The sequence below is a fragment of the Aliidongia dinghuensis genome (genome assembly GCF_014643535.1).
Taxonomy (GTDB): Bacteria; Pseudomonadota; Alphaproteobacteria; order ATCC43930; family CGMCC-115725; genus Aliidongia; species Aliidongia dinghuensis.
This window is the reverse complement of record NZ_BMJQ01000003.1, coordinates 14,307-32,518: the sequence shown is the minus strand read 5'-3', so window position 1 is coordinate 32,518 and position 18,212 is coordinate 14,307. Positions and strand designations below refer to the sequence as shown.

At 67.2% G+C, this 18,212-nt stretch carries 19 protein-coding genes; 4 read left to right on the top strand and 15 right to left on the bottom strand.

The window, feature by feature from the left end; all coding sequences use genetic code 11:
* Nucleotides 1-159: 159 nt before the first annotated feature.
* From IEY58_RS06100 to IEY58_RS06090, 3 genes are all read left to right on the top strand, one after another.
* Nucleotides 160-1,017, top strand: a complete 858-nt coding sequence (locus IEY58_RS06100; protein ID WP_189043640.1) for a VOC family protein — start codon at nucleotides 160-162, stop codon at nucleotides 1,015-1,017.
* Nucleotides 1,014-1,478 carry a GNAT family N-acetyltransferase gene (locus IEY58_RS06095; protein ID WP_189043638.1) on the top strand — a complete coding sequence of 155 codons (465 nt, stop codon included), beginning with the start codon at nucleotides 1,014-1,016 and terminating at the stop codon, nucleotides 1,476-1,478. Before IEY58_RS06100 ends, IEY58_RS06095 begins: the two co-directional genes overlap by 4 nt.
* Before the next feature lie 137 nt (nucleotides 1,479-1,615).
* Complete coding sequence (locus IEY58_RS06090) at nucleotides 1,616-3,967, top strand: TonB-dependent receptor (RefSeq protein ID WP_189043636.1); 2,352 nt, start codon at nucleotides 1,616-1,618, stop codon at nucleotides 3,965-3,967.
* Nucleotides 3,968-4,021: 54 nt separating this feature from the next.
* On the opposite strand, the gene IEY58_RS06085 is transcribed toward IEY58_RS06090, so the two are convergent.
* The 9 genes from IEY58_RS06085 to IEY58_RS06045 form a co-directional block, all read right to left on the bottom strand.
* Complete coding sequence (locus IEY58_RS06085) at nucleotides 4,022-4,417, bottom strand: MaoC family dehydratase (RefSeq protein ID WP_189044497.1); 396 nt, start codon at nucleotides 4,415-4,417, stop codon at nucleotides 4,022-4,024.
* A 238-nt stretch (nucleotides 4,418-4,655) separates the two neighbouring features.
* The gene (locus IEY58_RS06080; protein WP_189043634.1) at nucleotides 4,656-5,324 is read right to left on the bottom strand and encodes a dienelactone hydrolase family protein; all 669 of its coding nucleotides are present in this window, start codon (nucleotides 5,322-5,324) and stop codon (nucleotides 4,656-4,658) included.
* Between the two features lie 101 nt (nucleotides 5,325-5,425).
* Entirely contained in the window at nucleotides 5,426-6,247 is an 822-nt protein-coding gene (locus IEY58_RS06075) for an AIM24 family protein (RefSeq protein ID WP_189043632.1), read from the bottom strand.
* Between the two features lie 70 nt (nucleotides 6,248-6,317).
* The gene (locus tag IEY58_RS06070; protein WP_189043631.1) at nucleotides 6,318-6,839 is read right to left on the bottom strand and encodes a TY-Chap domain-containing protein; all 522 of its coding nucleotides are present in this window, start codon (nucleotides 6,837-6,839) and stop codon (nucleotides 6,318-6,320) included.
* A 51-nt stretch (nucleotides 6,840-6,890) separates the two neighbouring features.
* On the bottom strand, nucleotides 6,891-7,991 hold the full coding sequence (gene ychF / locus IEY58_RS06065) for a redox-regulated ATPase YchF (protein ID WP_189043629.1): 1,101 nt from the start codon (nucleotides 7,989-7,991) through the stop codon (nucleotides 6,891-6,893).
* Between the two features lie 185 nt (nucleotides 7,992-8,176).
* On the bottom strand, nucleotides 8,177-8,809 hold the full coding sequence (gene pth / locus IEY58_RS06060; RefSeq protein WP_189043627.1) for an aminoacyl-tRNA hydrolase: 633 nt from the start codon (nucleotides 8,807-8,809) through the stop codon (nucleotides 8,177-8,179).
* A gap of 32 nt (nucleotides 8,810-8,841) precedes the next feature.
* Nucleotides 8,842-9,456, bottom strand: coding sequence for a 50S ribosomal protein L25/general stress protein Ctc (locus tag IEY58_RS06055; protein ID WP_189043625.1), 615 nt, complete (start codon nucleotides 9,454-9,456; stop codon nucleotides 8,842-8,844).
* 199 nt (nucleotides 9,457-9,655) lie between these two features.
* Nucleotides 9,656-10,588, bottom strand: a complete 933-nt coding sequence (locus IEY58_RS06050; protein WP_189043624.1) for a ribose-phosphate pyrophosphokinase — start codon at nucleotides 10,586-10,588, stop codon at nucleotides 9,656-9,658.
* Nucleotides 10,589-10,770: 182 nt separating this feature from the next.
* Nucleotides 10,771-11,712 (bottom strand): DMT family transporter, encoded by a 942-nt coding sequence (locus IEY58_RS06045; RefSeq protein WP_189043621.1) that lies wholly within the window; start codon nucleotides 11,710-11,712, stop codon nucleotides 10,771-10,773.
* A gap of 154 nt (nucleotides 11,713-11,866) precedes the next feature.
* Between IEY58_RS06045 and IEY58_RS06040 the strand changes: the two genes are divergently transcribed.
* Nucleotides 11,867-12,259 carry a RidA family protein gene (locus IEY58_RS06040; RefSeq protein ID WP_189043619.1) on the top strand — a complete coding sequence of 131 codons (393 nt, stop codon included), beginning with the start codon at nucleotides 11,867-11,869 and terminating at the stop codon, nucleotides 12,257-12,259.
* 18 nt (nucleotides 12,260-12,277) lie between these two features.
* Here the strand turns inward: IEY58_RS06040 and IEY58_RS06035 are convergent, their stop codons facing one another.
* The 6 genes from IEY58_RS06035 to rfaD all read right to left on the bottom strand — a co-directional run bounded on the left by IEY58_RS06035 (nucleotide 12,278) and on the right by rfaD (nucleotide 18,103).
* Nucleotides 12,278-13,171 (bottom strand): hypothetical protein, encoded by an 894-nt coding sequence (locus IEY58_RS06035; protein ID WP_189043617.1) that lies wholly within the window; start codon nucleotides 13,169-13,171, stop codon nucleotides 12,278-12,280.
* A gap of 87 nt (nucleotides 13,172-13,258) precedes the next feature.
* Nucleotides 13,259-14,410, bottom strand: a complete 1,152-nt coding sequence (locus IEY58_RS06030; protein ID WP_189043616.1) for a M24 family metallopeptidase — start codon at nucleotides 14,408-14,410, stop codon at nucleotides 13,259-13,261.
* Nucleotides 14,411-14,453: 43 nt separating this feature from the next.
* A complete protein-coding gene (gene pgeF, locus IEY58_RS06025) occupies nucleotides 14,454-15,233 on the bottom strand; it encodes a peptidoglycan editing factor PgeF (protein ID WP_229743528.1) in 780 nt (259 codons plus the stop codon).
* 14 nt (nucleotides 15,234-15,247) lie between these two features.
* A complete protein-coding gene (locus tag IEY58_RS06020) occupies nucleotides 15,248-16,303 on the bottom strand; it encodes a class I SAM-dependent methyltransferase (RefSeq protein ID WP_189043614.1) in 1,056 nt (351 codons plus the stop codon).
* Nucleotides 16,304-16,310: 7 nt separating this feature from the next.
* Nucleotides 16,311-17,120, bottom strand: coding sequence for a prolipoprotein diacylglyceryl transferase (gene lgt, locus IEY58_RS06015; protein WP_189043612.1), 810 nt, complete (start codon nucleotides 17,118-17,120; stop codon nucleotides 16,311-16,313).
* Nucleotides 17,117-18,103 (bottom strand): ADP-glyceromanno-heptose 6-epimerase, encoded by a 987-nt coding sequence (gene rfaD / locus IEY58_RS06010; RefSeq protein WP_189043610.1) that lies wholly within the window; start codon nucleotides 18,101-18,103, stop codon nucleotides 17,117-17,119. Before rfaD ends, lgt begins: the two co-directional genes overlap by 4 nt.
* Between the last annotated feature and the right edge of the window lie 109 nt (nucleotides 18,104-18,212).

Below are 18,212 nucleotides of genomic sequence, written 5' to 3'. Positions count from 1 at the left end.
CCCCGCGCAGGCGGGGATCCACGCGCAAACCGCAGGTTTGCCGCGCCCTTACGCGCGGCAGCGCGGACATGAGTCTTGTCGCCGCAGACGCGGCTCTTGCTAGATTCCCGCCTGCGCGGGAATGACGGTGGGGTTGGTTTTAAGTGAGGTGAGCACCGCATGGCGCACGGCATTCTCGGCATCGATCACACGCTCGTCGGCGTTGCCGACCTCGACCAGGCGGCGATGGCCTGGACGCGGCTGGGCTTCACGCTGAGCCCGCGCGGCCGGCACATCGGCTGGGGTACGGCCAACTACTGCGTCATGTTCGAGCGCGACTATATCGAGCTCCTCGGCATCCTCGACCCGAAGCAATTCGTGAACGGGCTCGACCAGTTCCTGGCGAAGCGAGGCGAGGGGCTCTTGGGCTTCGCCTACGGCAGCGCCGACAATGCGGCGACCCGGGCCTCGCTCGCCGCGGCCGGCCTGGGTGTGAGCGAGGTCAAGGATCTGGCGCGCCAGCTCGAGCTGCCCGAGGGCACGGCGCTGCCGAAGTTCAGGCTGGTGTTCCTGGAGGCCGAGACGGCGCCGGGTGTGGCAAGCTTCGTGACCGAGCACTTGACGCCGGAGCTGCTGCGCCGGCCGGAATGGCTGGTCCACGCCAACGGCGCCGTCGGGCTCAAGGGCGTCACGGTCGCGATCGACGATCCGGTGGCGCTTGTGCCGGCCTACGAGCGGCTGTTCGGGCCGCATTCGGTCAATCGGACCGACGATATCGTGACGCTGCATGTTGGACGCCATACCATCCTGTTCGCCGGCCGCGAGGACCTGGAGGCGCTGCATCCGGAACTCGACCTGGCCGACGAGGATCCGGCGGAGCCCCGCATCGTGCTGATGACGCTCGCCTCGGCCGACCTGGACCGGACGATCGACCACCTGACCTTCGGCCAGATCGAATTCGAGCAGCGGCGCGACGGAGCGGTGCTCGTCCCGGCCGACATGGCGACCGGGGCCGCGCTTGAGTTCGTCGCGGCATGATACTGTCGGCGGCACCGGAACGGTTCGTCTGGCGCGCGTTCGACGCGCTTGGCACCGCCGAACTCTATGCGCTCTTGCAGCTCCGGTCCGACGTGTTCGTGGTCGAGCAGAATTGCGTGTTCGCCGATATCGACGGCAAGGACGCGGCGGCGCTGCATCTCCTGGTCTGGGTTGGCGACATGCTGGGCGGCTATCTCCGCGTGTTCGCACCGGCGGATGCCGCCAAGATCGGCCGCGTGGTCGTGGCACCCGCCTGGCGCTCGACCGGCCTCGGCCGGCGGCTGATGGCGGCGGCGCTCGACCAGATCGCGGCCCGCTGGGGCGCCGTGCCGGTCGAACTTTCGGCGCAAGCCCATCTCGAGCGGTTCTACAGCAGTTTCGGCTTCGAGCGGACCGGGCCGGACTATCTGGAGGACGGTATTCTCCATTGCGACATGCGGCGCGCCGTCACCGCTCGCTGAGCCCGAAACGCGTCTCTACCCATCCTTGTGTCACCGAACCGACATGATGGCATGGGCTTTGCGAAACTCTCCCGCCGGCCGCAAGGCTGGTCATTTCAAAGCGGCCTTAAGAGCTGCCAGGGAGAGGTTTGCACGCGATGGGGCATCATGCCATTTGGGTAGGCGTACTGGCCGCGCTCGCGGCCGGATCCGCAAATACGGTAAGCGCGCAGACGGCACCGTCAGGTGGCGATGCGACGGCAACCGGCAAGACCGCCGGTCAGATCGAGGAAATCACCGTCACCGCCACCAAACGGACCGAGACGGTACGGGAAATCCCGCAGAATATTTCCGTGCTGAGCGGCACCCAGCTGCAGGATCAGCACGTCGTCGACTATCAGGACCTGGCGCAGGCCGTGCCCGGCCTCTCCTTCACCAGCGGCGGCGCCGGCGGGCTCGGCAATATCGAGCTGCGCGGCGTCAGCTCCGCGGCGGGTGCTGCGACCGTCGGCATCTATCTCGACGACATCTCGCTCTCGGTCCGCAATGTCGCCCAGCTCACCGGCGCGGCTGAGCCGAAGCTGCTCGACATCGATCGGGTCGAGGTGCTGCGCGGGCCGCAGGGTACGCTCTACGGCGCTGGTTCCGAAGGCGGCACTATCCGTTTCATCAGCAATCAGCCCAAGCTCGATACCTTCGAAGGCAGCTTCCATACTGAGCTCGCCGGCACGGACCGGGGTGGCATCAGCTATGACGAGGAGGGTATGGTCAATGTGCCGCTCTTCCCGGGTGTCGCAGCGCTGCGCCTTTCGGCCGGCTATAGCAAGGATGCAGGGTATCTGAAGCGGCTCGGCCTCGACGGCAGCGTGCTCGCGACCGACGCGGGCGACACCGGCACTGGCGTGATCCGCATCTCGGGCAAGTGGCTGCTCGGCGACGGGTGGACCGTGACGCCGACGCTGTTCTACCAGAACGGCCGGCAGGACGATCAGTCGATCTATTACCCGAACGCCGGCCGGTTCGAATCGATAAAGCAGCTGCCGGAACCCGATCACGAGCAGATCGCGACGCCGACCGTCGTGGTGACCAAGGACTTTGGCTGGTCCGACCTGACCTCGGTCTCCGGCTTCTTTTGGCGCAAGACGGACATCCAGGTCGACGGCACGTTCCAGAACAGCTCGTATCTCGCCAGCATTGCGCCGACCGATGACCCGACGCTCGCCAACCTCGAATCGCCGATCGCCTATCGCGCGATGACCAACCAGGTCTCCGAGGAGCTGCGGCTCGCGTCGAAGTCGATGCAGGAATCCGGCCTGCCGATCACCTGGGTCACGGGCCTCTATTATTCCGACCAGCATCTGACGACGTCGGACTACGAGCACGTCAACGGCTTTTCCAACCTGTTCCAGGGGTTGTTTGGCGGGCCGCCGGCGCCGTACTACCAAGGCCTGTTCGCGGCGGCGAATCCCGGGCTGCCGCTGCCGGCCGGCTCGAACAACTGGTTCGCCAATGACTTCGTCTACAACAGCGTCCGCCACTATGACGAACGGCAATATGCGATCTTCGGCGAGATCAACTACGCCGTGCTGGAGCATCTGAAGGCGACCGCCGGACTGCGCTATCTTTATGCGCGCGAGTCTCTGAACCGCTTCGGTGGGGGCTATTTCGATGCGGGCGATCCGGACTCAGTCAGCAAGCTGTCGCGCGCCTATGCGGCCACGCCCAAGTTCGCGCTCAACTACGACATCACCGACAACAACTCGGTCTATGCCAACGCGACCAAAGGCTTCCGCCTGGGCGGGCCGAACCGGCCGGTGCCGAGCACGATCTGCGCCGCCGATCTCTCGGGCCTGGGGCTCGCGTCGGCACCTGACGCCTACAATTCCGACTCGCTCTGGAACTACGAGGTCGGCACGAAGAACCGGCTGCTCAACAATCGGCTCGCGGTCACGGTGGCGCTGTTCGACATCGAGTGGAAGAACATCCAGCAGACGGTCTCGCTGCCGGGCTGCGGCTTCGACTTCGTGAAGAATGCCGGCACGGCCCGGAACTACGGTGCCGAGGTGCAAGTGCAGGCCAAGGTGACGGAGGAGATCACGCTCGGGCTGAACGGCGCTTACACCCATGACCGGCTCATCTCGGTCACGCCCAATACCGGCGCCTCGGTCGATGATCGCGTGCTGGGCACGCCCGACTGGACGGTTGGCGTCAACGGGGAATATCGCCATGCCGTGACGGACGCGCTCGAGGGCTACCTCCGCGCCGACTACAATCTCAACGGCAAGAGCAGCGGCACCTTTAACAAGAGCGACCCGGACCACTACCGCCCGGTCTATGGCATCGCCAACGCCAGCTTCGGCGTCGACGCGGGCAGTTGGCAGCTCGAGGTCTTCGCGAAGAACCTGCTGAACGAGACCAAGGTCATCCAGCGGATCTACTTCAGCGCGTCGGACTCGCAGGTGACGCCCCGGCCGCTGACCGTCGGCCTTGCGCTCTCGAAGCAGTTCTGAGCCGGCCGGCCCGGCGGGGAGGATCTTTCCGCCGGGCCGTCGTTTTCCCCGGGATCAGGCGACTGCGACCGGGCGGCTCGGCGCCCTGACCAGCGCCTCGCCCTCGATCACGACCTGGTTGCCGACCGAGCAGACGGTGGCCAGCACGACGCGACCGCGCTCCGGGATCAGTTCCTGCACCGTGACGCGCGCCTCGACCATGTCGCCGATGCGAACCGGCGCCTTGAACGACAGGTTCTGGCTGAGATAGATCGAGCCGGGGCCTGGCAGCTGCAGTGCGATCGCGGCCGAAATCAGGCTCGCCGACAAGAAGCCATGGACGATCCGGCCTTGGAACGGCGTGGTTGCGGCATAGCCCTCGTCGAGATGGACCGGGTTCGTGTCACCCGACAATTGCGAGAAGCTCACCACGTCGTCGTCGGTAATGGCGCGGCTGAAATAGGCGGTCATCCCGACCTTCAGCTCTTCGATGTAGTAGCCCCGATGCTCGGGCTCCGAATAGGCTGCGCTCACGTGCGGATCCTCCAGCCGATGTCGTTTTCATCGCGTCGGACCCAGCCGTCGGCAGCGGTGTCCGCCTATATGTCCAACGCGTGACTATGATGTTGCGTTGCAAAATAGGCGGATGCAACATTTTTGTGCTGCAGCGCGAAAAGATGGCGCCCGGGACAACCCGGGCGCCTACCGATTAGGCAAGGTTATTGTTGAAGAATTCCAATGTCCTGGTCAGCGCCAGCTCGGCGCTCGGCTTGTCGTAACTGCCGCGCTGGTCGCAATTGAAACCGTGGCCGGCCGGATAGAGATGGACGGGAATCGACGGATAGCGCGTGCTGATCTTGTCGACGTCGGTAAGCGGGATGCCGTGATCTTCCTTGCCGAAATGCAACAAGGTCGGGATCTTGGGCGCGGTGTCGATGAATTGGGCGATGGCGCCGCCGTAGTAGCCGACGGCGGCCGCGAGGCCGGTGACCCGGCCTGCTGCCAGGAACGCGAGCGAGCCGCCCCAGCAATAGCCGACGATGCCGACCTTGCCGACGCCCTTGACCGCATCGACCGCGGCCTGCAGGTCGGCGAGCGTGCCGTCGACTGGAATGGCGCCGCGCGCCTTGAGGCCGGCATCGATGCCCGCCTGATCATAGCCGAGCTCGATGCCGCGCTCGGCGCGGTCGAAGATGGCCGGGGCGATCGCGACATAGCCGGCGGCGGCAAAGCCGTCCGTGACGTTGCGGATGTGGCTGTTCACGCCGAAGATCTCCTGCACCACGACGATGGCGCCCTTGGGCGTGCCCGAAGGGTCCGCCCGATAGGCGTCGAGGGTGAAGCCGTCGGCGGCGGTCAGCTTAAGTGTCTGGCCCATCAGAATCTCCGGAATCGCAAAGGAAGGGCGGCGGCATGCCGTGCCCGACCGGAACATGGGAGCGGCCGACCGGGCCGCCAACCCCCCAACGACCACCGCAATCAGCGATCGTCGCGGTCGCTGCCGAACAGGCCCGCGGCGAGGCCGCCCAGGACGCCGAACGCAGCACTCGCGACGTTGGCCGCCGTGTTGCTGTCGGCCCGGTCGCGCGCGTCGGCCCCGGCGCTCATCAGCATGGGCGAGGCCGATTGCAGGCCAAGCCGCCCGGGGCCGGTGAAGCGGTTGAGCGTGATGCTGTTGCCGGCCAGGAAGCCGGTCGAGAGTCCGGTCAGGTTGGTGTCGAGCTGGACCGACGGGTCCTTGTAGAGCCAGCCGCCCGGCTCGACGTCGATCTGCTCGCCCGGGGCCAGGTCCTTCTCGAACACGTTGCCGTGGCCGTGCAGCCAGACGATGCCCTCGCCGCCGGCGGCATGGAACCGGTCGACGAAGAAGCCGGTGCCGCCGAACAGCATGTTCGCGATGCCGGACACCCGATCCCAGGTGTAGTCGATGGTGCTCGTGCCGGCGAGGAACTGATGCTCGCGCACGTTCAATTCCTGGCCGGCGGCGAGGTGCATCGGGAAAATCTGGCCGACCCCATCGCGCGACAGCGCGATCTGGCCGGGCCCGCGCGCCTCGGTCACCAGGATCTGCATGCCGGCGATCATGCGCTTCAGCATGCCGGCCAAGGGCCGCACGCTGATCTCAACCGACGGTTCTTTCCAGAGCAGGATGTGATGCTCGAAGAAGATCGTCTGGCCGGGCATGAGCTCGACCGTCAGCACGGGCACGAGCTCGCCCGAGAGGTGGAAAGTATAGCCGGCGGCGGTGGCGTCGGCGAGCTGCGAGGGCAGCGGCGTCGGGCGGCGATTGAGGAAGGCCATGATCGGAACCTCTTGGGGCAGGAACCCAGCGACGCCGATCATGGCCGAGCCAGCTGATCTTGTGAACGCTTCAGCGGATAAGCGGTGCGAAGACGCTGTGGATCAAAGCCTCCAGATCACGGCCGGGGACGAATGGCGCTTCATAGATTAGCCGCATGTCCAGCCCGAGGCCGTAGGCGCGATACAACGTCTCCACCAGGAGGCTTGCGATATCCATCAGGCTATCTTCGTCAGCAATTAAGCGCTCGACTGAATAATTCTCGTCTGGTTTCGTCACGTCGTAGCCGAGTGATGCCAGGGCGGCGGTTAGTTCCTTGGTTGGCGACCAGTTGTCATAGGCGCCCGACGCCGCCTCGCAATGCAGCCACTGGTCTTCGTCGTAGAACATGCACTGGACATAAAACGGGCGGTCCTCAATCGCCAAGATGAGGAAACGGTTGTGCTCCGTCATCTCGTGGGCGCGGATCGCCTCCAGCACCGCATAGATTAGGCCGGCATAGCTCAGCTGCAGCCCTGCCAAGACTTCGTCCTGGGCGGCAGCGTCGCCAGCGCCGATACGAACGAATAGGTCGGATGAAGCAGGCTTGCGCATGGTGCCGATCCTAGACGATCGACAATTTTTGCGCGAGAGGCGCGCAGGAGGCTACACGTTGAAGCGGAAATGGAAGATGTCACCGTCCTTGACGAGATAGTCCGAGCCCTCGAGCCGCATCTTGCCGGCTTCCTTGGCGCCGGCCTCGCCGTTGCAGGCGACGTAGTCGTCGTGGGAGATGGTCTCGGCGCGGATGAAGCCCTTCTCGAAGTCCGTATGGATGACGCCGGCCGCCTGGGGGGCCTTGGCGCCGGCTTCAACGGTCCAGGCGCGCGCCTCCTTGGGGCCGACCGTGAAGAAGGTGATGAGCCCCAAGAGCCCGTAGCCGGCGCGGATGACGCGAGCGAGGCCGGTCTCCTCGAGGCCGAGCGTCTCCAGGAACTCGGCCTTCTCGGCCTCATCCGCGAGCTGCGAGACCTCCGCCTCGATCGCGGCCGAAATCACGACCGAGACGGCGCCCTGCGCCTTGGCGAATTCGGCGACCTTGGCCGAATGGGCGTTGCCGGTCGCAGCCGAGGCTTCCTCGACGTTGCAGACATAGACCACCGGCTTCGCCGTGATGAGGTCTAGCTGCTTCAGGATCTTCTGGTGCTCGGCATCGAGCTTGACCGTGCGCGCGGCCTTGCCCTCGCGGAGGGCGGCCAGCACCGGCTCCATGACCTCGAGCTGGGCCTTCGCCTCCTTGTCGTTGCCGCGCATCTTCTTCTGCGCGGCCTGGACCCGGCGCTCCAGGCTCTCGAGGTCGGCCAGCATCAGCTCGGTTTCGACCGTCTCCGCGTCGCGCACCGGGTCGACCGAGCCCTCGACGTGGGTCACGTTGCCGTCCTCGAAGCAGCGCAGCACATGGGCGATCGCGTCGGTCTGGCGGATGTTGGCCAGGAACTGGTTGCCGAGGCCCTCGCCCTTGGAGGCGCCGCGCACCAGGCCGGCGATGTCGACGAACTCGAGCTGGGTCGGGATGATCTTGGCCGACTTCGCGATCTCGGCGAGCTTGAAGAGCCGCGGGTCGGGCACGGCGACGCGGCCGACGTTGGGCTCGATCGTGCAGAACGGATAGTTGGCCGCCTCGGCCGCGGCCGTTGCGGTCAGCGCATTGAACAGGGTCGATTTGCCGACGTTCGGCAGGCCGACGATGCCGCAATTGAAGCCCATGGTGCCTAGCTCTCGCTTGATCGGTTCGTCTGCCTCGCCAGAAACGTCATCCCCGCGAAGGCGGGGATCCAGTCCCTTACGCGCGGCAGCGCGGATAAAGAGTCTTGTCGCCGCCGACGCGGCTCTTGGCTGGATTCCCGCCAAGGCGGAAACTTTGTTTCCGCCCGGGGAATGACGTCCTGATACTACTTTCCGTTCTTGGCGGCGCGGGCAGCTTCGGCGTCGCGCTCTTCCTTGAGGGTGCGCTGCGGCGGATCCATCAGCAGCGTCACCTTGCTCATGAAGGCCGAGTCCTGGCCGGCAAGCAGCAGCGGCAGCGCCTCGGCGATCGCCGGCATTTCCTTGTCGAGCCACACGGTCTCTTCGGGCAGGAAGTTCTGCAGCACGTAATGCAGCACCAGGTCCTTGCGGCCGGGATGGCCGATGCCGAGGCGCATGCGCCAGTAATCCTGGCCCAGATGGGCGTCGATCGAGCGCAGGCCATTATGGCCGGCGGCACCGCCGCCGCGCTTCACGCGCAGCTTGGCCGGCGCCAGGTCCAGCTCGTCATGGATGACGATGACGTCCTGGGTCTCGATCTTGAAGAAGCGGGCGGCGGGCGCCACGCTCTCGCCGGAATTGTTCATGAATGTCATGGGCTTCAGCGCGATGACGCGCTCGCCGCCGATGTCGCCCTCGTAGAGTTCGCCGTTGAACTTGTCCCGCGGGCTGCGGAAGCCATGGCGGCGGACGATCGCGTCCACCGCCATGAAGCCGATATTGTGCCGAGTCCGCTCGTATTTCGAACCCGGATTGCCCAGGCCGACGACCAGTTTCATGGGAGGCTAGCCTTCAGCCTGGACCAACGGGATCAGGCGGTCTCGCCGCCCTCGGCCTCCGCCGCCGCTTCTTCCGACCTCACGGTCGGAGCCGCGATGGTCGCAACCGTGAAGTCGCGGTCGGCGATCGCCGACTGGGCGCCCTCCGGCAGCTTGATCGCGCTGATGTGCACGGAATCGCCGATGTCGAGACCGGTCAGGTCGACGACAATCTGCTCCGGGATGTTGCCGGCCGCAACGATCAGCTCGATGTCATGGCGCACGATGTTGAGCACGCCGCCGCGCTTCAGGCCCGGGGAGGCCGCCTGGTTCTCGAACTGCACCGGCACGTTGACGTGGGTCTTGGTGCTGGCCGTGACGCGCACGAAGTCGACATGGAGCGGCTGGTCCGTGACCGGATGCAGCTGCACGTCGCGCGGCAGGGCGCGATGCTTGACGCCGTCGACACTGATGTCGAACAGATGGCTGAAGAAGCCGCCGCGGTTCAGCTGGCGGCCGAATTCCTTCGGATCCAGGCTGATCATCACGGGTTCCTTCTTGTCGCCATAGATCACGGCGGGAATCCGGCCGGCGCGGCGCGTGGCCCGGGCGGCCCCCTTTCCAGCCCGGTCCCGAACCTCGGCCTCGAGGGTCACGATCTCGCTCATCTCTTACTCCTCACGAAAGCGGGGAGGGACACGATGTCCCGCCTTCCGCCACGCCCGCGGCCTCCAGGGGTGCCGCTCGGGCGCTGCCGTCCCAGCCTTTTCGGGGCGTGGTCGGCGAAAGCCTCAAACCCAAAACACGGCCAGGACCGCCCCGTCCGGAGCGGTCCTGGCCGCGAAACTCATCGATCGAAGGTGCCGATCAGTCGAACAGGCTCGACACCGACCGTTCCTCCGAAATCCGCCGCATGGCCTCGCCGATCAAGGGCGCGACCGTCAGCTGGCGGATGTTGTGCGACACGCGCACCGCCTCGGTCGCCTGGATCGTGTCCGTCGCGACCAGGGTCTGGATCGGCGACGAGGTCACGCGGGCGACCGCACCCCCGGACAGCACGCCGTGGGTGATGTAGGCCGACGCGCTTACCGCACCGGCCTCGATCAAGGCAGCGGCGGCATTGCACAGCGTGCCGGCGCTGTCGACGATATCGTCGACCAGCACGCAGTGCCGGCCCTTGACCTCGCCGATGATGTTCATGACCTCGGACACGCCGGCCCGTTCGCGGCGCTTATCGACGATGGCGAGGTCGGCGTCAAGCCGGCGCGCGATCGACCGGGCGCGCACGACGCCGCCGACGTCGGGCGACACGATGACGAGGTCCCGGCCCGCGAACTTCTCCTTGATGTCGTTCACGAACACCGGGGCGGCGACCAGATTGTCGACCGGGATGTCGAAGAAGCCCTGGATCTGGCCGGCGTGGAGATCCATGGTCAGCACGCGGTCGGCGCCGGCGGCGGTGATCATGTTCGCGACGAGCTTGGCCGAGATCGGCGTGCGCGGACCCGACTTCCGGTCCTGGCGCGCATAGCCGAAATAGGGCAACACAGCCGTGACGCGGCGCGCCGACCCGCGACGCAGCGCGTCGAGCGTGACCAGCAGCTCCATCAGATTGTCGTTGGCCGGGTAGGAGGTCGACTGCACGACGAACACGTCCTCGCCGCGGACGTTCTCGTGGATCTCGACAAACACTTCCATGTCGGCAAACCGGCGTACGCTTGCCTTGGTCAGCGGCAGGTTGAGGTATGCCGCAATGGCTTCCGCGATCGGCCGATTGCTGTTGCCGGTGATGATCTTCATGGAAGGCTCTGTCCAGGACGACGGATCGAGACGCTGTGCGGCGCCATGCGGCGCACCCTCCCGAAATGGCACGGACTTGTAACAAACCGAGGCCCAGCAAGCAACCCGTCAGCCATGCATGGAGGGGATGCGGAGGGGGTGCCGTCGCACCCCCTCTCGCCCCGGGGTCAGCGCGGGTCAGATCACGGCCGCACGCTGCTTGCCGCTGAGGGGGCAGCGCAAGGCGCGGCGCCGCTTGCGCGGCGGGGCAGCGTGCCGAGCGCGATGCCGGTGAGGATCAGTGCCAGCGCCAGGACCAGTGCCACGTCGACCGGCTCACCGAGCCCCACGGCCGAGCCGAGCAAGCCGACAACGGGCGTCATGAGCAGGCCGAGCGAGGTCGTGACGGCCGGCAGGCTGCGGTTGACCACTGCCATCGCCCAGTAGGCGAGGGCCGAGCCGCAGACACCGCTATAGAGGAAGGCGCTGGCGAGCGCGGGGTTCCAGCGGATCTGCGGTGGTCCGTCGATCGCGAAAGCGACCGTCGTCAGGACGGTGGTCGCGAGCAGGGTCTGCCATGGGATGAGCTGGAACGGCGTCGATAGCCATTTATGCGCGCGCACGTAGAGGATATTCGCGGCCCAGCAGAGCGCGGCCAGCAGGATGAGCCCGTCGCCGGCCCAGGCGCCGCGGTCGTGCCAGTCGAAGGCCAGTGGGTTGAACAGGACGGCGAGGCCGGCGAGGCTCACGCCGATGCCTGCGAGCCGCCGTTTCGTCATCGCTTCGCCCAGGAACAGCCAGGCGCCGGGTGCCACCCAGATCGGCGTCGTATAGCCGAGCACGACGGACCGGCCGACCGGGGCAAACCGCAGCCCGAAGGCGACGAGGGTCGAAAACGCCACCATGTGGAGCCCGGCGATGGCAATGATCACCGGAAGATCGCCGCGGCGCGGCAGGACGAGCTGGCCGCGTGCCAGCTGTAGGCCGAACAGCGCCACCGTGGCGATGGCGGTGCGGATGGCCGTCGCCCAAAGCGGGACGACGCTCTGGACGATCGCCTTGGTCACGAGCCAGTTGAGCCCCCAGGCCACCACGACCAGCGTGAACAGGCAGACGGCGGTGCGGCGGCTTAACGCGTGGTCCATCGGATGTTCCCCGGCCGTGAAGCTCAAGCGCCGATGTGGCATGGGCGACAGAGTAGTTGCCGCCGGGCCAGGACAAAGGGCAGCTTCGGCACAGGTGAGAGGACCAGTTTCAGGGCAGGCGCCCTGTCCGTCCTCGCTTCAAGGGAGAAGGACGATGGGCAAGGAGATCGTCGAGGTGCCGGTGCTGTCGGCTGCGGTCCGTGCGATGGGCGTCCCGCTGTCGCTCGTGACGCGCGGCGGCGGGCTCGTGTTCGTATCGGGCACGCCGCCGCTCGACATCGAGACAGGCAAGCTCGTGCGCGGTGATATCGAGGTGCAGACCGAGGCGTCGCTGGTGGCACTCGAACATTGTCTCGCCGCCGCCGGCACCGGCCCGGAAAACGTGCTGATGGTCCGTATCTACGCCGCCAACGCCGGCTATTACGGTGCCATCAACCGGGTCTATGCCCGGCACTTTGCCCAAAATCCGCCGGCGCGCACCTTCGTGCCGGTCGCGTCCTGGCCGATGGAGTTCGACATCGAGATCGAATGCACGGCGCTCGCCTGAGCGGCCCTAATCAAACACTTAGTTCGCGATCGGGTTCTTCAGCGGAATCATGTTCACGACGCCCATGATCTGGTCGGCGCCAGCGGTCGCGACCGCCATGCCGATGTCGCCCCAGGTATGGTCGAGCGAACCGGCCGGCACGTCATTCTCCTGGCTGACCTGGCCTGCCTCGGTGCCATCCGGGCGATAGATGTGCCAGGTGATCCGCACGTGCTGCTGAGCGGCATTCTTGGACGAGAGCTCGACGATGGGGGCGACGACCACAGCGTCGACGGTCTGGCTGTCCGGCGTGACCTTGACGCCGGCCCGGGTCAGAAGGAAGCCCAGCGAGCGCGGCAGGGCCGTCCGCCCGTCGCCGGGCGCCCCCTCGGTCGGGCGGATGAAGATCTGGCGGCCGGGATCATGCTCGACCGGCGGCGCCTCCTGGATCATGGCGGCGATGCGGACGGCCTCGGCCTTGCCGAGCGGGGCGAGTGCTGCGGCATTGCCGCCGGTCCAATCGGCGGCCGCGAGCGTTGCGCGCTGCCGGTCCTGGCCGACGGCATCGCCCTTGGCGTTGCGGAGCGTCCACTGGATGTCGACCGCGGCGTTACCGGCAGCGATCGTCGTGGCCGCGGCGTCGCCGGCGAGGCGGTAGCTCTGCCGGTTGGCGGCGCGGGTGTCGGCCGGGATTTCCCGGTCGCGCAGGGCCGAGGCCATCGCCTCGGCCACCGCCCCGTCCGCAGGGGCGTGTGTCACGGGCTCGACCAGGATGCCGACGGAATCGGCGACCTGCAGGATCGGCGCGTCCGGCGGCAGCTGCGCGTCGGAGAACGGATGCGGCACCGGCTGGCAGCCGGCGAGTGCCAGGCCGCCGAGCGCCAGGCCGATCAAGGCCCTGCCGGAGCCGGATATGCGCGCGAGTGAGGGCATTGCAAACACGTCTTTCAGGGCGAAGCATCTGGCCGGCGGACCCGGCGACGCGGGAGGGAGAAGGGGGCGGGGCGGGCGGAGCCCGTCCTACTTGACGATGAGATCGACCGGGGCGCCCGAGAGGCATTCAGCACCCCGGGATCCCACGATCGAGCTGCGGCCGAGGCTCATGGCGAGGCCGGCGTCGGCGTCGAACACGATGATGTGGATGAAGAATACCATGCCGGGCTCGGCCTCGACCGGATTGCCCGCGTAGAACATCGGCCAGTCCATCCAGTTGGGCGCGAAGGTGGCGCCGAGCCCGTAGCCGCTGGCGTTGAGCCGGGCATGACGGTAGCCGCGGGCATCGAGCGTGCGGGCGTGGGCGTCGAACACCGTGCCGATCGGTCGTCCCGGCTTGAGGGCCGCCTCCGCTGCGAACAGCGCGTCCTGTGCGGCCGAATGCATGTCGCGCAGCCGGGGGTCGATCCGGCCGACGCCGACCGTGCGCATCAGGCAGGCGTGGTAGTGGCGGTAAGTCCCGGCGAACTCGAGCGTCAGCTGGTCGTCGGCCGAGAGATGGCGCCGGCCGGTCTTGTAGCGGCAGAGCAGCGCGTCGGCGCCCGACCCGATGATGAATTCGTTGGCCGGATCGTCGCCGCCGCCGCGGAATACGGCGCCGTGCATGGCCGCCAGGATGTCGCCCTCGAACGCATCCGGCCGGGTCTCGGCATGAGCGGCCGCGAGCGCCGCATCGGCGAGCTTCGCCGCCTCGCGGACATAGGCGAGTTCGGCCGAGCTCTTGACCGCGCGCAGCCGGGTCACGAGGTCGGACGCATCTTCGAGATAGGCGAAGCCGTCGAACGCGGCTGCGAGGCGCTGGCCGTTGCGCGCGGTCAGGCCGTAGCTGTCCCATTCGACGCCGAGCCGCTTGCCGGCAAGCCCGAAGCCCGCGAGCAGCGTCCGCAGTTCTTTCGCCGGCTTGGCGGCGGGACCGTCGACCCAGACCCGGATGTCCTCGATGACGGAGGTATGTTCGGCCTGCAGCAGATCGGGCGCGCGCGTCAGCAGCACCATCCGGTCGTCGGTGCCCAGATAGAGGCACTGGAAGAACACATAGCCGAACGTGTCGTAGCCGGAGAGGTAATACATGCTCTCCTGGCAAAACATCAGCAGCCCGTCGAGGCCGCGGCGCTCCATTTCGGCGATCGCTGCCGCGCGGCGCTGGGCCAGTTCTTCCGACGTGAAATGGATGGCCATCGAACGGTACCTCAGCCTTCGTCGCGTCGAGAGGGCGAGGCCGTCAGCGGGTGAGCGCGATCGCCGACAGGCCTCGACCATAGTCCGGCTCGCCGCTCAGCGTCGCGCGCCGGTAACTGAAGAACAGGGCCGGCTCGGCGGCCGTGTCGTGGCGGCTGCGCTCGACCGAGGCGAGCCCCAGCGCGTTCAGATGCGCCTCGACCAGGCCCGGCAGATCGAACATGAAGTGGCCGGGGCGGGTCGAAGGGGCAAAGTATTGTTCGGCCTCGGGACCTTCGGCCGCGAAATGCCTGGGGAATTCAGGCCCGACCTCGTATGACGCCTGCTGGATCGCTGGGCCGATCGCCGCATGGATGTGCTGGCGCCGGGCGCCCAGGCGCTCCATCGCCTCGATGGTCGCTTGTCCGATCCGGTCGCGCGTGCCTTTCCAGCCGGAATGGGCGGCGCCGATCACGCCCGCCTCGGCATCGGCGAACAGGATCGGCACGCAATCGGCCGCGAGGATGCCGAGCGCCACGCCGGGGCGATCGGTCACGAGCGCGTCGGCTTTCGGGTTTTCCGCCCGCGGCCAGGGCTGCTCGACGACCGCGACATCGGCGGAATGGATCTGATGCACGGTCGTGAGCGCACTCGCCGGCAGGCCGATGAGCGCCATGGCCCGGGCGCGGTTGGCCTCAACCCGTTCCGGTGCGTCGTCCGACCCAAAGCCGCAGTTGAGCGAGGCATAGAGCCCGTCGCCGGTGCCGCCCTGGCGGGTGAAGAAGGCATGGCGCAGGCCCGGAAGGCGGGCGAGTGCGGGGAGAGTGACGATCGATTGATGCATGTCGAGCGCGAGGGTCAGGGCGGGCTCCGTTCGGGGGAAGTGGCCGCGAGGACCTTGAACAGCCTGCCCATTTCCATCGGATCGAGCAAGCGGCGTACGCCCGCCTTCAAGACGAGGGCCGCGTCTTCGTCCTTGCCGCGCAGCAGGGCGTCGAGCCTGAGATTGGCGCCATGATCGATCAGGAACTGCCCTTGCGGGGCCAGGGGTGCGACATTTGCGCCGACCGCCGCGAGCGCCTGGCCAAGCGCATCGAAATCGACATGAGCAGTGAGGTCGGCCTCGCCCGGCTCGGCCAGCACGGGGGCGAAGGCATGGCCCTTGACTGCCTGTAACGTGTCGCCAGCCGCGGTGCGGCCGTGGCCGTAGTCGATCAGCAAGGCAGCACCCGGCGCCCGGCTCAGGCGGCGGCCGATCTCCCGCGCCACGGCAAGCGCCGGCTCGCAGGTCTCGAACAATGCGCCATCGGGCGCGTCGTTCGGCGGCGGTATCGGTGGGTGACCTTCGGGACCGAGCGTGAAGGCGAGCTGTCCCGCCGCGTCGAGCCCGACAAGGCGCTCGCGCCATGTTTCGCCCGCGCGCCGCCATTGCCGGATGGGCAGCGCGTCGAAGAATTCATTGGCGACGAGCAGCATCGGCCCCTCCGGCACGTCGGCGAGGGCGTCGTGCCAATGCGGCGTCACATCCGGATGGCTGCCAGCCAGCGTCGCGGCCTGGCGCGCGCGGAGCGCCGGGCTCGTCTCGACCAGATGGATCTCGACCGCCTGGCGCAGGGCCGGCACGACCCTGAGCGCCCGCAGCATGTCGGCCATCAGCGTGCCGCGGCCGGGGCCGAGCTCGACCAGCCGGACCGGCAGAGGGCCGTCAAGGCGCTGCCACTGGTCGGCACTCCACAGGCCCAGGATCTCGCCGAACACTTGGCTCACCTCCGGCGCGGTCGTGAAGTCGCCGCCGGCGCCGAGCGGGTCGCGCGTGCCGTAGTAATGGCCGAGCGCTGCCGCCATGAAGCGGTCGACGCCGATCGGGCCGGACGCACGGATCTCGCCCGCGAGCTGCCGTTCGAGCGGCGTCATTGCCGCCTCAGGCCGCCATCTCCGCCGCGACCGGCTTCGCGCGCAGGATCAGCCACACGCCCGCGATCAGCAGCGGGATCGACAGGAGCTGGCCCATGGTCGTGCCAAAGATAAGGAAGCCCAGCTGCCGGTCCGGCTCGCGGAAGAGTTCGCTCACCGAACGCGCGATGGCATAGCCGATCAGGAACGCGCCGGTGATGACGCCTGGCCGGAGCCGCGCCTTGAACACGCGATCGAGCACGAATGCGAGCAGGAACAGGCCGATGCCTTCGAGCCCGGCTTCGTAGAGCTGGCTCGGGTGGCGCGGCTCGGGGCCGCCGTTCGGGAACACCATGGCCCAGGGCACGTCCGTCGGACGGCCCCACAGCTCGCCGTTCACGAAATTGGCGATCCGGCCGAAGAACAGGCCGATCGGCACCGCGCACGTGATGATGTCGCCGAAGGCGAACAAGGGGATCTTGCGGTTCCGGCAGAACAGGACGAGTGCCACCGTGACGCCAGCGGCGCCGCCATGGAACGACATGCCGCCGTGCCACAGCCGGATGATCTCGAGCGGATCGGTGCGATAGAGATCGAACTGATAAAACAGCACGTAGCCGGTGCGCCCGCCGAGCACGACGCCGAGTGTCGCCCAGGTGAGGAAATCGTCGACATCGGTCGTCTTGACGAGCGCCGGCGCCCGCTTGGCGAGGAACAGGCAGTAGCGCCAGCCGACCAGCAGGCCGACGATATAGGCAAGCGCGTACCAGCGGATGCCGAAAGCGCCGATATGGATCGCGAAGGGGTCGAATTCCGGGTAGGGGATGACGCCGATCATCGATATCGATCCGTCTGCATCAGGAAATCCTGGACATAGGTTCTGACCCCGTCTTCGAGCGAGGTCGGCGCGACCGGGCAGCCGGCAGCCTTGAGGCGCTCCATGCGCGCCTCGGTGAAATATTGATAGTTCGCCCGGATATTGTCCGGCGTGTCGACATAATGGATGTCGGGCGTGCGGCCGATCGCCGCGAACACCGCATTGGCCAGGTCGAGGAAGCTGCGCGCCTTGCCGGTGCCGGCGTTGAACAGGCCCGAGAGCTTCGGCGTATCGTAGAGCCACAGCATGATCGAGACGACATCCTGCACCGTCACGAAGTCGCGCAACTGGCCGCCGTCGGCATAGTCCGGGTGGTGCGAGCGGAAGAGCGTCGCCCGCCCGCCGTTCAGCACATGCTCGGCGATCTGGACGACGACGCTCTTCTGGCCGCCCTTGTGATATTCGTTCGGGCCGTAGACGTTGAAGAACTTCAGGCCCGCCCATTGCGGCGGCGACGGATAGCCGCGCTCGATCTGGCGCACGGCCCAGCGGTCGAACAGATGCTTCGACCAGCCATAGGCATTGAGCGGCAGGAGCTTGGCGAGGGCGGCGCTCGACCAGTCGTCGTCGAACCCGGCCTTGCCGTCGCCGTAGGTCGCGGCCGACGAGGCGTAGATCAGGCGCACGCGGCCCTCCGCGCACCAGCTCCACAGCCGCTGCGAGAGAGTGAGGTTGGTGCGGACGATCAGGTCCGCGTCCGGTTCCGTCGTCGAGGAGATGGCGCCCATGTGGAAGATCGTCTCGATCTCGCCGCGATGGTCATCCAGATAATCGAACAGCTCCTCGGGCGGGACGATCGCCAGCACCGCGCGCTTGCCGAGATTGCGCCACTTGTCGCCGGTGCCGAGCCAGTCCGTGACGATCAGGCTCTGATCGCCGCGCGCTTCGAGGGCCGCGACCAGATTCGACCCGATGAAACCGGCGCCGCCGGTGATGACGATCATCTCTCTCGCTTCCTTGTTTTTGCGCGACGAACCCAGTCCGCGACGGCGCTCGGACCTGCGGCGCCAACCGGCGAATTTATGGCGGAAGCCCGGACGGGCGGCAAGCGTC